This window comes from Pseudoclavibacter terrae (assembly GCF_008831075.1).
Taxonomy (GTDB): Bacteria; Actinomycetota; Actinomycetes; order Actinomycetales; family Microbacteriaceae; genus Pseudoclavibacter; species Pseudoclavibacter terrae.
On the sequence record NZ_WBJX01000003.1, the window covers coordinates 1 to 14,364 of the forward strand.

Consider the following 14,364-nt stretch of genomic DNA (forward strand, 5'->3'; position numbering starts at 1 on the left):
TTCGGCGACAGCAAGGCCTACGGCCTCCAGGGCTTCCACTTCTACACCCGCGAGAAAGCCGTCACCAGCCGCTGGCTCGACCCCGCCAAGCACGGCGGCATCAACCTCGGCTTCCCCGAGAACGACTGAACAGCCCAGCACGACTGGGCCCCTCGCACGACGGGCCCGGACAGACCTCGGGGTTGTGCATCCGTTTCCAGCATTCCGGATGCGCAAGCCCGAGGTCTGCGACGCGGGCTCGCGCACCCCGGCCTGAGCCAAGGCGACTTCCGAGGCGGGCAGGCGAGGATGTGCCCGTGCGCATCCTCCTGAAACTCGAGCTCGACTGCCCAACCGAACTGCTCGCCGACGCACTTCAGCGCCCGGAAGCCTTCCGCGCAGTTGCGGGGCCCCTCGCCGAGGTGCGCTCGCTCGAACCTGGCGGCTTCCCCGAGCGCTGGTCACCCGACAGCCCGCACCGCGTCGAGATCCGCCTGCTCGGCGTGGTTCCGCTCGGCACGCAGGTCGTCGACGGCCAGTACCGTGATCTGGGAAGCGGGATGCACGAGCTCCGCGACCGCGGGCACCCGGAGTCGGGACTCATGGCCGTCATGACCACGTTCGAGCACCGGATGGTCGTCTCACCGCTGCCCGGCGGCCGCACCCTCTACCGCGATCAGCTGAAGATGGGCGCCGGCCTCCTGACCCCGTTCGTGTGGTTCGGGATGTGGGCCTTCTGGCAGAAGCGCGCCCTCAGCATGCGGCAGCTCGCGGCGAAGCTCCGCGACGAGCGCTGACGGCGCGCCACAGGCCGCCGGCCGAATCACGTCACAGCAGCCGCACCTCAGGCCTCGTCGAGGAGCCGCATCGCCGACCACACCTCGGCGCGCCCGGCGAAGGTCTGCAGGTCGATGCCGAGCAGCTGCTCTGCGGCCGTGACGCGGCTGCGCAGCGTGTGCCGGTGGATGCCAAGCGACTTCGCGACCGGGTCCCACGCACAGTTCCCCTCGGTCCACGCGGCGAGCGTGTCCAGGAGGAGACGGCCCTGCTCGCCGTGTTCGAGCAGGGGCTGCAGCACGCGGCGTGCCGTGACTCGGCCGTCGGCGGCCTCGAGCGCACCGAGCATGCCGGTTGTCGCGAGGTCCTCGAACCACACCGAGGGTCTGCTCGGGGTGCTGCGTTCCGCCGCCTTCCGCGCCTCCGCGAGCAGCCGGGGCAGCTCGGCCCAGTCGCCCGGCGCGGATGCTCCGGCCGAGAAGCCAGCGTCGGCGAGGGCCTCGACGAGGGTCGCCCCGCCGCCAGCGGGCACGATCGCGATGAGCTCCTGCTCCCTCGCCGCGAAGAACAGCGGTTCGCTGCCAGACCCGGCCAGTCGCTCGAGTCGGTCCAGCAGCGCCTGGCCGGGTTCCCCACCCCTCGCCTGCACGACGCGGACGGGAGCCGCAGGCAGCTCACCCCAGACCGTCTCCGCGGTGCGTCTCGCCACCTCCATCTCGCCGGCGAGCAGCAGCTCGAGCAGGCCGACGCGGAGGTGCCCGCGTGCCGCATCCAGTTCCCTGTTCTGCTCGAGCGCAATCGATGCGTGGCCTATGGCGCTCGCCACGAGATCGTTGCCGGCGAGGTCGAGCGGCGCTCGACCGCCGACGGCGAGCACCCCGCGCAGCTGGCCGTGCTGGCCGACCGTCTGCAGGGTCACGTCGCCGCCATCGCCGTGCAGACGCGCGCCCGAGCGACCGCCGCGAGCGAGGAGGCTCTGCACCATCCGCTCGACCTCAGGCGCCTCGCTCTCGGGCACGCGGATGCGCGTCGGCGCATCCACACGCAGCCCGGTCGAGTCGTAGAGCGCGACCCAGCTCTCGAGCTGCCGCTCGAGCTCGACAAGAATCGCGCCGAGCCCGCCCGGCCTGAGCGCCGCCCGCGCGAGCTTTCGCTGCGCCTGCAGGGACCACTCGAGACGAGCCCGCTGCTCCAGGGCTCGCTGGTCGGCGAGGTAGCGGATGATGCCGATGAACGGGGTCCGCTCGGTCACCTCAACCAGCGTCAGGCCGTGACGCCTGCACGCGGAGACGAGGTCGGCGGGCACCTCCGCGTGGATGACCTCCGTCGCGAAGCCGAGCGCAGCGACGTCGGCTGCCCGCAGCCTCGCCACGTAGGCATCGAAGACGCCCTCGCTCGCGAGCGACTGGAACCGCACGGTGGCAGTCGCCGACACGGGTGAACGCGAGACTGGTGAACGCGACCCCGCGGCGGGTGCATCCACCGCGGCGCCAGGCCCCGGGGCCTCGGCCATCTCGGGGGCTTCCGGCACGGCGAACTGCATTCCGTCGGTCAGGAGGAGCTGTCCAGCCTCGAGCCACGGAGTGGGGTCGACCAGGTCAGAGCTGTGCGCCCAGACGACCGCGCGCTCCAGGGCACTGTCGTCTGCAGCGTGCAGCACCCGCAGCTTGAACTCCGTCTCCTCGACGAGCTCACGCAGCGAGACACTCATGACAGCCCCCGCCCTGCCGGGCGAGTCTGACGGTTTTGTCGAGTCATGCCACCCATTCTCACCGATTTGTTCACCTGCTCGACGCATCCGCGGCCGCAGAGTTGACGCATGACCGCCCCAACCGTGAGCCGTGCCGCCAGCAACACCGACGTTCGTGACCGCGACCTCGCGTCCGTGTTCCACTCATGGTCGGCGCAGGGCAAGATCTCCCCGCTCCCCATCGCCCGGGGCGAGGGCGCCACGCTCTGGGATCACGACGGCAACGAATACCTCGACTTCTCGAGTCAGCTCGTGAACGTCACCATCGGCTACCAGCACCCGAAGGTCATCGCCGCCATCCAGGAGCAGGCCGCGCAGCTCATCACGATCGCCCCCGCGCACGCCAACGAGACCAGGGCAAGGGCCGCGGAGCTCATCCTGTCGCACGCCCCGGAAGGCTTCTCGAAGGTGTTCTTCACCAACGGTGGAGCGGATGCCATCGAGAACGCGATCCGCTTGGCCCGCCTCTCCACGGGACGCGACAAGGTCGTCTCCCTCTACCGCAGCTACCACGGCAACACGGGTGCGGCGATCGTCGCGACCGGCGACTGGCGACGCATCCCCAACGAGTATGCGACCGGGCACGTGCACGCCTTCGGGCCGTACCTGTACCGCTCGGAGTTCTGGGCTGAGACGCCCGAGCAGGAGAGCGAGCGCGCCCTCCACCACCTCGAACGCGTCATCCAGGCCGAGGGGCCCGCCTCGGTCGCCGCGATCCTGATCGAGAGCATCCCAGGCACTGCTGGCGTCCTCCTGCCGCCGCCCGGCTACCTGGCGGGTGTCCGCGAGATCGCCGACCGCTACGGCATGATGCTCATCCTCGACGAGGTCATGGCCGGCTTCGGCCGGACCGGCGAGTGGTTCGCATTCGACGCGTTCGATGTGCGCCCGGACCTCATCACCTTCGCGAAGGGCGTCAACTCCGGATACGTCCCCGTCGGCGGCGTCGTCATCTCCGAGGAGATCGCTGCGCGCTTCGACGATGACGTCTTCCCCGGCGGCCTCACCTACTCCGGGCACCCGCTCGCCGCCGCGTCGATCGTCGCGACGCTCGAGACCATGGCTGAGGAGGGCATCGTCGAGAATGCGGCCCGCCTCGGCCGGGACGTCATCGGCCCAGCGCTGCGCGAACTCGCCGCGCGCCACGACGTCGTCGGGGAAGTGCGCGGCAAGGGCGTCTTCTGGGCGATCGAGCTCGTGAGCGACCCAGTCACTCGCGCGCCGCTGGCCGCCGCCGACATGGCCACCATCAAGTCGCAGCTCGTCGCCCGCGGACTCCTGCCATTCATCGCAGACAACCGCATCCACGTCGTCCCACCCGCCGTCGTCGCCGACGCGGATGCACGCCGCGGCGTCGCGATCATCGACGAGGTGCTCGGCGGCTTCTAGGCAGCAACCGCGTGCGTTTCGGGTGCCTTCCGCGCACGCGGATGCGTTGCAAGCCATCTGCGTGCACGGAAGCCTTCCGGAAACTCGCGTCGGCAAGAGGTTCGCGCGCGTCGGCCGCGGGATCCGCGCTACTTGTCCTTGGGCGCTGGGATGAGCGCGAGGAGCGTCGTGATGCCGCCGATTGCAAGCCCGGTCTTGGTGTGCGCGGCAGTCACTCCTCGTTCGGCGCGGCGCTCGCCGAACTGGTAGATCCCACGCTCGGCGGCCGCGATTCCGGCGACGGTCGCGAGCGCACCGGCGACGCCGAGGGCGCTGAGGGCTGCCCGCCTGGCGGGCGTGAGAGAGAGCCAGAACGCGGAGAAGCTGTTCTCCTTCGAGCCGGTGCTGTCCTCATCACGAGATCCTTCGGCTGGGTGCGGCACGTCGTTCTCTTCGCGCGGACCACCGATGAGCTCACCGGGTGCCTGCGCTGCCGGCTGCACGAGCAGATCCGAGTCCGCGAGGGGTGTCTGCTTCGCGTCGCGGTACTCGAGAACCGCCAGCCCGGTCACGCCGAGCGTGATCGCGGTCTTCAGGACACCGCGGGCAGCCTTCGAGGGGATGAAGTCGGGGGTGGCGTAGTAGGCGGCGGTCAGCAGCCCCTGTCCGGTCGAGAGGATCGCGCGCTTGCCGAAGGCCTTGCTCTGGGAAGTCATGAGGAGCAGTCTCGCGAGTGCACCTGACCAGACCCTCCGCGCCGGCCGGTCGGCGCTGCATCCGCTGTGCATCCACTGACCGCGCAGGCGCCGATTCGGGATGGCGAAGTCACCTCGTTGCGGGAACTTTCCCGCAACGAGGTGACGTTGCCATCCCGAGTCGAGTGGGGCTAGCTTGCGCCGCCGCCGGCGGCCATACGCATGAGGTCGGAGTTGAGCTCGATGCCCAGCTCAGTTCCGCCCGCGCTGCCGAGCTCGTGCTGGTAGCCGCCCCAGTTGTCACCACGGATCGTCTGCTCGACGCCGGCTTCCATGAGGGCGAGCAGTTCGACGGATGCGCGCTCGATGCGGGACCCGAGGCCCGTGTCCTGCCAGTCCTCGGTGGAGGCGAACAGCGACGTCGGCACGGTCATGGTGCGCAGGTAGGCGAACATGGACCGCATCTGCTCGTCGACGACCAGCGCGTGGCGTGCGGTGCCCGCCGTGGCGGCGAGGACGACCGGCTTCGCGATGAGGAGGTCGTTGTCGAGCGTCTGGAAGAACGAGGTGAAGAGCCCACTGGGCCCGGCCTTGTAGACGGGGGCGGCGGCGATGATGCCGTCGGCGTCGCGGAGCGCGCTGATGGCGCGCTCGAACTGGGGGCCGAAGCTCTGCGAGCCGAGGGCGGCTGGGAGCTCGGGGAGGAGCATCCGCAGATCGATGTGCGTCGATGCGATGTCGCGCCCGCGGGTGGATGCGAGCTTCGCGACGCCGCGCTCGATGCGGTCGGCGAGGAGCTTCGTCGACGACGGGTCGCTGATACCCGCGTTGACGACGACGAGCCGGTAGGCGCCTTGTGCGTTGGTCATGAGAGTCCTTCCGAACGAGTTCGAGTCAAGTGGGTGCTGGGGCGGGCGGATGCGCGGGGCTGATGGGGCCGGCCCCGCGCATCCGCTCGACGGCAGCAGCTAGGCGACGAGTGCGGTGTCCTGGTAGGGCGAGGAGCCCGTGACGTTGTCGCCGCGGTTCTCGTTGGGGCGCGGCTGACGCGGGGCGGCGTCTCCGTACTTGGCGAGGACGAGCGACTCGTGGGTGGGGGCGTCCGGCACCTCGGCGGGGCGGAGCGCTTCGAGTTCGCGACGCAGCACGGGCACGACTTCGGCACCGAGCAGCTCGAGCTGGTCGAGCACCATGCCGAGGGGCAGGCCGGCGTGGTCCATGAGGAACAGCTGGCGCTGGTAGTCGCCGAAGTACTCGCGGAAGGTCAGGGTCTTGTCGATGACCTCCTGCGGGCTGCCGACGGAGAGCGGGGTCTGCTGCATGAAGTCCTCCATGCGCGGGCCGTGGCCGTAGACGGGGGCTTCGTTGAAGTAGGGGCGGAACTGGTCCTTCGCGTCCTGCGAGTTCTTGGCGATGAACGCCTGCCCGCCGAGGCCGACGATCGCCTGCGACGCCTTGCCGTGGCCGTAGTGCTCGTAGCGCTGGCGGTAGAAGTCGATGAGGCGCATGTAGTGCTCCTTCGGCCAGAAGATGTTGTTCGCGAAGAACCCGTCGCCGTAGAACGCGGCCTGCTCGGCGATCTCCGGTGTGCGGATGGAGCCGTGCCAGACGAAGGGCGCCACGTCGTCGAGGGGGCGGGGCGTCGAGGTGAACCCCTGCAGGGGTGTGCGGAACTTGCCTTCCCAGTCGACGACGTCTTCGCGCCAGAGGCGGTGGAGCAGGTTGTAGTTCTCGAGGGCCAGGGGCAGGCCGGAACGGATGTCCTTGCCGAACCACGGGTAGACGGGGGCGGTGTTGCCGCGGCCGAGCATGAGGTCCATGCGCCCCTTGGAGAGGTGCTGCAGCATCGCGTATTCCTCGGCGATGCGCACGGGGTCGTTGGTCGTGATGAGCGTCGTGGAGGTGGAGACGCGGAGCGTCTTCGTGAGGGCGGCGATGTGCGAGAGGAGCACGGCGGGTGATGAGGAGAAGAAGGGCGGGTTGTGGTGCTCGCCGATGGCGAAGACGTCGAGGCCGACTTCTTCGGTCTTCTGGGCGATCTTGACGATCGCGTCGATGCGCTCGGCCTCGCTCGGCGTCTCGCCGGTGACCGGGTTGCGTGTGATGTCGCTGACGGAGAAGATTCCGAACTGCATGATCAGCCCTTTCGTTGTGAATGCATGGTGCTGGTCGGTCCGGAAGGGGAAGGATCCTGAGTCCCAACTCCATGCATATGCATACAACGTAGCGCGGGCGGAACTATTCCCGCGTCTTCGAAACCGCCGGCAGCGCACCGTCAGCAGGCACCCCGACCACACTTCTCCCGCGCATCCCGGGCACGCGACCCTGGCTGGCGAGCACGCCGAGCACCACGATGAGCCCGCCGAGCGGCTGGTTCCAGTGCACCGATTCGCCGAGCACCACGACGCCGAGGACAACCCCGACAACCGGGGAGAGATAGGTCACGGTCGATGCGCGCGCCGGCCCCCAGTCGTGCAGGATGCGGTTGTACCAGATGTAGGCGACGCCGGTCCCGAGCACTCCGAGCCCGGCAACGGCCAGGAGGACCGGCACGTCGAGCGACACCTCGCCCCGTGCGGTGAACGGCGCGAGCAACCACACGATGATCGCGGCCAGGCCGATCTGCACGGTCGAGAGCGTGATCGTGTCGTAGCCCGAGTCGCTCAGGAAGCGGCGCAGGTAGAGGCCCGCGAAACCGTAGGAGGCGGTCGCCCCGAGGCAGGCGAGCTGGGCGGGCAGCAGTTCGGGAACCTGATCGACGCCGACGAGCCGCCAGGGAGCAGCAAGCACGACGACGCCGCCCAAGCCGACTCCGAGGCCGACGATCTGCGTGCGCGTGAGCCGCTGGCCGGCGAGCACGAGCGGCATGAGGAGCAGCGTCATGATGGGCGTCGTCGCGTTGTAGATGCTCGAGAGACTGCTCGGCAGGTACTGCCCGGCCCACGCGAAGAGCGAGTAGGGGATGACCGCGAGCGCGAGCGACACGACCAGCATGTGCATCCAGATCGCCCGCCCCCTCGGCCAGCGCCGGCGAGTGGCGACCATGATCGCGACGAGTGCCGCGGCCCCCAGCGTCAGACGCCCGAGCACGAGCTGGGCGGGGCTGAGCCCCTCGAGCCCCACCTTCATGAAGAGGAAGCTCGCACCCCACACGAGCGACAGGGCGACGAAGACGGCGACGGTGCCGCGGGTGTTGTCGGAAGGACTCATGGGGCTTATTGTTGGCCGGACCCCAGCATGAGGCAAATGCATTCGCTTCATCCCCACATGAGGAGTTCTCATGAGTGTCACCATCGCCCAGCTTCGGGCTCTTGTCACGGTCGTCGACCGTGCGTCCTTCACCGAGGCTGCTGTCGAACTCGGCGTCGGGCAGTCTGCGGTCTCACACTCGGTCACCGGCCTCGAGCGGGCCGTGGGCGGGCGCGTCCTCCGCCGTGACGGCGGGATCGCCCTCACGGCGCTCGGCAGCAGCGTCATCGAGCACGCACGCGCGGCGCTTGCCTCCGTCGCGGCTCTGGAGAGCGCCGTGCGCAGAGACGACACGCTGACCGGCACCGTCCGCCTCGGTGCCGTGGCGACCGTCTGCCAGGGGCTGGTGCCCGACCTGCTGGCCCTGTGGTCGGCGCGACTCCCCAACATCGCCGTGTCCATCTACGAGGGAGACGACGACGAGATGCCCGAGTGGCTCGAGGCGGGCCTTGTCGACGCCGCGGTGCTCGTCGAGCCGTCCGCCGCCCCGCCCGGTGCGCTGCTCGTCGCGACGGACGAGTTCGCGGCCCTCGTGCCCGCCGACCATCCGCTGGCGCAGCAGGAGTCCATCCCGCTCGACGAACTCGACGACGACGGGCTCATCGTCTCGACGGGAGGATGCGAGACCCACGTGAAGAGGATGCACGACGAGCTCGGGCTGCCCTATGTCTTCTCCCACCGCGTGCGGGAGATGAGCACGATGTTCCGCATGGTGCAGCAGGGCATGGGCGTGGCCGTCATCCCGTCGCTCGGTCGCGGCATGCTCCCGGACGATCTCGTGATGCGCCCGCTGACGGCCCGCCGGCCGCGGCGGCTGGTGCTGTCCGGGCCGAGCACGCGCCCCTGGCATCCGCTGGTGGACGCCCTCGTCGACGCGACGGGCGCCGACTTCGCGAGCACGGTGAAGGTCGAGCTCTAGCCGCCGACCGTCCCCGACGCGGTGGGTTCCGCACTCGCGAGGTAGTCGACGACCGCCTCCACGATCTCGGCCGGCGTGTCCGCGACGTCGACCACGACGCCCGCCTCCCAGGCGGCGAGCGGCTCGAGCACCTCGAACTGGCTGTCGAGGAGGGTCGTCGGCATGTACTCGTGCTGGCGGGTCGCGAGGCGGGAGGCCACGAGGTCTCGCTGGCCGGCGAGGTGGACGAACTGCAGCTCGGGCACGCTCGAGCGCAGCAGCTCCCGGTACCAGCGCTTGAGTGCCGAGCACGCGACGATCGTCGTGCGCCCCTCCGCCGCGTTGGCGGCGATGGTCGCACCGACGACCTTGAGCCACGGCACTCGGTCCTCGTCCTCGAGCGGGGTCCCGGCCGCCATCTTCGCCTTGTTGGCGATCGGGTGCAGGTCGTCGCTGTCGATGAAGGTCACGCCGAGCCGCTCCGCCAGCGCTGAGCCGATCGTCGTCTTGCCCGTGCCCTGCACGCCCATGACGATCATGGGCGGGTGGGTGAGGGCGGGATGCCCGGCTGCGGTCGCGCGCGCCCGCCGTTCGGCCTGGTCTGAGCTCACGAGGCGCCCCTTTCCTCTGGTGATCCATGGTCCTCGGGGTCGAAGGAGAGCAGCACCTTCGAAGATCGGGAGGCGTCGCCGGCGACGGCGAACGCGTCGAGTGCCTGCTCGACGGGGAACTCGTGGGTGAGCACGGCATCCACGACGAGCGATCGGTCGGCGAGCGCTTCGATGACGGCGTCGATCTCGTCGGCGAAGCGGAAGGAGCCGACCAGGGTCAGCTCTCGGGTGATCGCGAGGGAGAGGAGCGCCGGCACCTCGCCGCTGCGCTGCAGGCCGAGCATCACGACCCGCCCCCCGCGACCGGCGCCGCGGATGGCGCTCGCGAGTCCTGGCACGGTGCCGGACGATTCGATGACGACGTCGGCGTGCACTCCGGCGATCGCGTCGGGATCGCGCGCGTCGATGACGCGGCTGGCTCCGAGCTCGGTCGCGACGGCGAGCGGCAGCTCGTGGAGGTCGCTCGCGATGATCTCGCCCGCGCCGTGGTGCTTCAGCACGGCGACCACGAGCGCCCCGATGGGGCCGGCGCCGATGACCAGCACCCGTTTGCCGCGGACGTCGCCGGCCTGCCCGACGCCGTGCCACGCGACCGCGGCCGGCTCGGCGAGCGACGCCAGCTTGAGGTCGAGGCCCTCTGGCAGGACGCGCAGCATCCGCGACGGGAGGGCGACGCGGCGGGCGAAGGCCCCCTGCGTGTGCGGGATGCGCGCGGCCGAGCCGAGGTAGGTGCCGGCGGGCGAGAGGTTCGGTCGATCGTCCGGGAAGGGCGTCTCTCCGTCGTCGCCGGGCGTGGCCGGGTGGACCGCCACGCGCTGTCCGACGGAGGGGCCGCTGCCGTCGGCGGCGGCGAGGAGGACGGTGCCGACGATCTCGTGGCCGAGGACCAGCGGGTCGCGGAGGATGGACTCGCCGGCAGCCCCGTGCATCCAGTAGTGCAGGTCGGATCCGCAGACGCCGCCGTAGGCGATCGCGAGTACCGCCTCGTCAGCGGCCGGCGTGGGCTCGGGCAGCGCGTCGAGCCGCAGGTCGCCCTTGCCGTGGGCGACGACTGCGAGGTTCTCCTGGGTCACGAGCACCCTCCCTTGGTGTCGGGGCGCGCCTGGTTCACACGCACGGGGTGACGAGGGGCACGCCCGCGACGGTGATCTCGACGAGGTCGCCCGGCTCGGCGGGGAACGCCGACTTCGGGGCGCCCGTCATGATGATGTCGCCGGGGCCGAGTGGCACCCAGCTCGTGACGTAGGCGACGCACTCGGCAACACCGGCGGGCAGCTCGTGACTGCCGGTGAGCACCGTGCGCTCGCCGTTGATGCGGACCTCGAGCTCGGCGCCCGCAAGGTCGGCGCTCGTCTCGATCCACGGTCCGAGCGGCGTGTAGCCGACGCCGCCCTTGCCCTCGAAGTTGCGCGGGTCGACGCTGCCGCGCTCGGGGTTGGAGATGTCGTTGACCGCGGTGAGGCCGAGGATGACGGTGTGCGCGTCCTCGACGGGCACGTCGAGCGCGTCGCGCCCGATCACGACGCACACCTCCCCCTCGATGACGACCTTGCCGACGTTGCGGCGCAGCTCGACGGGGGTGCCGCTCGGCACGACCGTGCGGGGGCTCTTCAGCCAGGCCTGCACGGGTGAGGGATGCTCCGGCCCGTTCTGCGCGATGCCGACGACGATGCGCGGCTCAGCAGGTGCGAGCAGCGTCGCGTCGGCGATCGGCTCGCCCTGCCGCGTGGGCTCCTCCCCGTGCGCGAACGCCTCGTAGGGGTCACCGCACGGCACCCACGAGTCACCCTCGGCGAACGCGTGCGTGACCGTTCCGTCACTGGTCTGGATCCTGGAGATTCGCATCACACAACCGCCGTCATTCCGCCATCGACATAGATCGTCTGGCCGTTCACGAACGCCGAAGCGTCACTGGAGAGGAACACGAGCGTACCGACAAGCTCATCCACGTGACCCCAACGCCCGGCCGGGGTGCGCTGCGCGACCCAGGCCGAGAACTCGGCGTCGTCGACGAGGGCCTTGGTGAGCTCGGTGGCGAAGTAGCCCGGTGCGAGCGCGTTCACCGTGATCCCCGACGGGGCGAGGTCGGCGCAGAGCCCCTTCGTGAGCATCACGATGGCGCCCTTCGTCGCGCTGTACGGCGCTATGGAGGGGCGGGCGATCTGCGACTGCACGCTCCCGATGTTCACGATCTTGCCTGAGCCTCGAGCCTGCATGCCTCGAGCCACTCGCCGTGAGAGGAGGAACGCGCTTGTGAGGTTCGTGGCGAGCAGCTCGTGCCAGTCGGCGTCGGCGAACTCCGCGATCGGCGCGCGACGCTGGATGCCCGCGTTGTTGACGAGGATGTCGACCGTGCCGATGCTCGCCTCGAGTTCGCTGATGCCCGCATCCACCGCCGCCGCGTCGGTCACGTCGAAGGTCGAGACGATCGGCTCGGACGCCGTGCCCGCGAGGCCGAGGGTCTCGGCGATGGATGCGGCGGTGCGCTCGGCCTTCGCGCGGTCGCGTCCGTGCACCACCACCCGCGCGCCAGCCGCGGCGAGACCGCCCGCGAGCGCCCGGCCGATGCCCTGGCTCGACCCTGTGACGAGGGCCGTCCGCCCCGTGAGGTCGAAGCTCTTGAGCCCAACCGGCAGGCTCATCGCCCGCCCCCGGCCGCAACGGGCGCGGCCTCGTAGACATCCTGCAGATCGATCAAACCGGTGTCCTCTTCGTCGGTGGAGACGCGGATGGCGTCCTCCTTGCGGAGCAGGTCGCGCCCCTTCGTCTCTGGGACGAGGAACGTCGCTGCAGTGGTGATGGCGGCGAGCGTCGCGAGGTAGAGGCCCATGACCACCCAGTTGCCGCCGGTGAGCGTGAGCAGCCAGGTGCCGAGCACACCCGCGAGGCCGCCAGCGAGCACTGCAGAGATCTCTCGTGCCATCGCGACACCGAGGTAGCGGTGCTTGTTGCCGAACAGTTCGGGGAGCATGGCGCACTGCGGTCCGAGCATCGAGTTGACGGCGACGCCGATGCCGACTGCGATGACGGCGATCGTGAGCGGCCCGTTGCCGAGCGAGAGCATCCACCAGGCTGGGAAGGCGAAGAGCAGCATGAACACCGCTCCGAAGCGGTAGACGGCGCGGCGGCCGAACTTGTCGGAGAGGTGGCCGCTGAGCGGCACCGAGAAGATGCCGATGAGCGAGCCGATCGTGACACCCCACGTTGCGACGCCACGGTCGACGGGGTTCGCGATGAAGGTGCCTGCCACGAACGCGAGCGACACGTTCTGGAAGATGTACGAGCCGCCGTTCTCGGCCATGCGGAGGCCGATGCCGGTGATGACGCCTGGCATGCCGCGCGTGAAGATCTCGCGGATGGGGCGGTCGGAGACCTGGTCGCTCTTCTCGAGCTCGACGAACGTCGGCGTCTCGCGGAGGCGCATGCGGATGAAGAGCGCGACGAGGATGAGCAGGAATGACGCGAGGAACGGCACGCGCCAGCCCCACGCGAGGAAGGCCTCGTCCGGCATGAGGGTCAGGAGGCTGAAGACGACAGCGGCGAGGAGTGTGCCGGCCTGGATGCCCACGAAGGGCAGCGCGGAGAAGAAGCCGCGGCGCTTGACTGGAGCGTATTCAGCCATGAGCACGGTGGCGCCGGCCTGCTCGGCGCCGGCGCCGAAGCCCTGCGCCAGGCGAAGCAGCACGAGCAGCGCTGGAGCCCAGAGGCCGATGGTCTCGTAGGTGGGGAGGAGGCCGATGGCGGTTGAGGCGCCGCCCATGAGGAGGATCGTGATGACGAGCACGCCCTTGCGGCCGAGGCGGTCGCCCATGGTGCCGAAGAAGAGCCCTCCGAACGGGCGGGCGACGAAGCCGACGCCGTAGATCGCGAAGGCGCCGATGACGGCGACGGCCGGGTCGCTCTGGTCAAAGAACAGCTTGTTGAAGACGAGCGCTGTCATGAGCCCGTAGAGCGCGAAGTCGAAGTACTCGAGGGCGGAGCCGATGCTGGAGGCCAGCGTGGCTCGGCGCAGGTTGTCGGCGTACTCCGGGTCGTCGGACGGCACGGGGGGCCGGGGTGTCTCAGTCACGGAACATCTCCTTTGATGTGCGGTTGCCGCGGCGTGGGTGACCGAGGCGTCCGGTGGTGCATGCTTCTCACCCCAAGCTAACACTCCACTGGACGACGTTCAACACTTTGAACGCGACGGTTTCGCGAGACCTGGGGAACTACCTCCCGGCGAGCGGGTTCGTGAGCTCCTTGGCGGCCTCGATGAGCGCCTCGCCGACCCTCGCGACGTGCTCTTCACTCGCGAGCTCCGTCGGCAGCGCGGCCCCGAGCGCGAACGGAGGATCGCTCGGCGACCAGGACGCGAGCGGGACCGCGACCCCCGTCACCCCGCCGACGGAGCCGTTCGCGTCGATCGAGTAGCCGCGCTCACGCGCGACCGCGAGACAGTCGAGCAGCTCCCGCGTCGTGCCGATGCTCTGCGGCGTCAGCTTCGGGAAGGGTGCGGATGCGCCCACGAGGTCGACAACCTCCTCGTCGTCCAGGCGCATGAGCAATGCCCGGCCGGACGCGGTGAGAGCCGCTGGCAGGCGCGACCCGAGCGGCGTGCCCAGCTGATAGCGTCGCCGCCCCTCGTGCCGGGCGAGGTAGACCGTGTCAGGCCCGTCGAGCATGACCACCTGCACCAGCTCGCTGCGCAGCACAAGAGAAGCGTCGCACACCCCGAAGAACTCGCGGATCTGGTTGAACTGCTGCGCGTAGGCTCCGCCGAGCTCGGCCGTGCGCCTGCCGAGCTGGTACCCCTGCGGCACGCGCTGCAGCATCCGCCCCTCCTCGAGCACGGTCACGAGGTTCGCCGTCGAGGACTTCGCGATGCCGAGGGCTCTCGCGATATCGCTGAGCGTCATGGGCGCACCGTCCGCCTCGGCGAGCAGCGTCAGGATGCGCAGCGAGCGCGTGACCGCGGGCGCCAGGTCGCGCTCCGGTGCGTCCTGCGCGCCGGTCTTCGGTGATGCATCCGTTGCGTCTGGCACGGCGCCGCCCCTCGTG

14 protein-coding genes are annotated in these 14,364 nt (G+C 70.0%); 3 read left to right on the plus strand and 11 right to left on the minus strand.

Annotation, left to right across the window (positions count from 1 at the left end):
* The first annotated feature begins 296 nt into the window (after positions 1-296).
* Positions 297-776 carry a hypothetical protein gene (locus tag F8O03_RS09430; protein ID WP_151423659.1) on the plus strand — a complete coding sequence of 160 codons (480 nt, stop codon included), beginning with the start codon at positions 297-299 and terminating at the stop codon, positions 774-776.
* A 47-nt stretch (positions 777-823) separates the two neighbouring features.
* Here F8O03_RS09430 and F8O03_RS09435 read toward each other — a convergent pair whose 3' ends face one another.
* On the minus strand, positions 824-2,467 hold the full coding sequence (locus tag F8O03_RS09435) for a helix-turn-helix domain-containing protein (RefSeq protein ID WP_167516534.1): 1,644 nt from the start codon (positions 2,465-2,467) through the stop codon (positions 824-826).
* A gap of 108 nt (positions 2,468-2,575) precedes the next feature.
* Between F8O03_RS09435 and F8O03_RS09440 the strand changes: the two genes are divergently transcribed.
* Complete coding sequence (locus tag F8O03_RS09440; protein ID WP_151423661.1) at positions 2,576-3,895, plus strand: aspartate aminotransferase family protein; 1,320 nt, start codon at positions 2,576-2,578, stop codon at positions 3,893-3,895.
* 128 nt (positions 3,896-4,023) lie between these two features.
* Here F8O03_RS09440 and F8O03_RS09445 read toward each other — a convergent pair whose 3' ends face one another.
* The 4 genes from F8O03_RS09445 to F8O03_RS09460 form a co-directional block, all read right to left on the minus strand.
* The gene (locus tag F8O03_RS09445; RefSeq protein WP_151423662.1) at positions 4,024-4,590 is read right to left on the minus strand and encodes a hypothetical protein; all 567 of its coding nucleotides are present in this window, start codon (positions 4,588-4,590) and stop codon (positions 4,024-4,026) included.
* Between the two features lie 170 nt (positions 4,591-4,760).
* Positions 4,761-5,438, minus strand: a complete 678-nt coding sequence (locus tag F8O03_RS09450; RefSeq protein ID WP_151423663.1) for a CE1759 family FMN reductase — start codon at positions 5,436-5,438, stop codon at positions 4,761-4,763.
* Positions 5,439-5,537: 99 nt separating this feature from the next.
* Positions 5,538-6,704 (minus strand): LLM class flavin-dependent oxidoreductase, encoded by a 1,167-nt coding sequence (locus tag F8O03_RS09455; RefSeq protein ID WP_151423664.1) that lies wholly within the window; start codon positions 6,702-6,704, stop codon positions 5,538-5,540.
* Between the two features lie 103 nt (positions 6,705-6,807).
* On the minus strand, positions 6,808-7,779 hold the full coding sequence (locus F8O03_RS09460) for a DMT family transporter (protein ID WP_151423665.1): 972 nt from the start codon (positions 7,777-7,779) through the stop codon (positions 6,808-6,810).
* Between the two features lie 70 nt (positions 7,780-7,849).
* On the opposite strand from F8O03_RS09460, the gene F8O03_RS09465 reads away from it, so the two are divergent.
* On the plus strand, positions 7,850-8,737 hold the full coding sequence (locus tag F8O03_RS09465) for a LysR family transcriptional regulator (RefSeq protein WP_151423666.1): 888 nt from the start codon (positions 7,850-7,852) through the stop codon (positions 8,735-8,737).
* On the opposite strand, the gene F8O03_RS09470 is transcribed toward F8O03_RS09465, so the two are convergent.
* From F8O03_RS09470 to F8O03_RS09495, 6 genes are all read right to left on the minus strand, one after another.
* The gene (locus F8O03_RS09470; protein WP_244296142.1) at positions 8,734-9,327 is read right to left on the minus strand and encodes a gluconokinase; all 594 of its coding nucleotides are present in this window, start codon (positions 9,325-9,327) and stop codon (positions 8,734-8,736) included. The two genes, F8O03_RS09465 and F8O03_RS09470, sit on opposite strands and share 4 nt — an antisense overlap.
* Positions 9,324-10,400, minus strand: coding sequence for an L-idonate 5-dehydrogenase (locus F8O03_RS09475; RefSeq protein WP_244296144.1), 1,077 nt, complete (start codon positions 10,398-10,400; stop codon positions 9,324-9,326). The genes F8O03_RS09470 and F8O03_RS09475 overlap by 4 nt, the downstream gene beginning before the upstream one ends.
* Positions 10,401-10,434: 34 nt before the next feature.
* Complete coding sequence (locus tag F8O03_RS09480) at positions 10,435-11,172, minus strand: fumarylacetoacetate hydrolase family protein (RefSeq protein WP_151423668.1); 738 nt, start codon at positions 11,170-11,172, stop codon at positions 10,435-10,437.
* On the minus strand, positions 11,172-11,969 hold the full coding sequence (locus F8O03_RS09485; RefSeq protein ID WP_151423669.1) for an SDR family oxidoreductase: 798 nt from the start codon (positions 11,967-11,969) through the stop codon (positions 11,172-11,174). The genes F8O03_RS09480 and F8O03_RS09485 overlap by 1 nt, the downstream gene beginning before the upstream one ends.
* Positions 11,966-13,396 (minus strand): MFS transporter, encoded by a 1,431-nt coding sequence (locus F8O03_RS09490; protein WP_151423670.1) that lies wholly within the window; start codon positions 13,394-13,396, stop codon positions 11,966-11,968. The genes F8O03_RS09485 and F8O03_RS09490 overlap by 4 nt, the downstream gene beginning before the upstream one ends.
* A gap of 139 nt (positions 13,397-13,535) precedes the next feature.
* Positions 13,536-14,348 (minus strand): IclR family transcriptional regulator, encoded by an 813-nt coding sequence (locus tag F8O03_RS09495; protein WP_244296146.1) that lies wholly within the window; start codon positions 14,346-14,348, stop codon positions 13,536-13,538.
* Positions 14,349-14,364 lie beyond the last annotated feature (16 nt).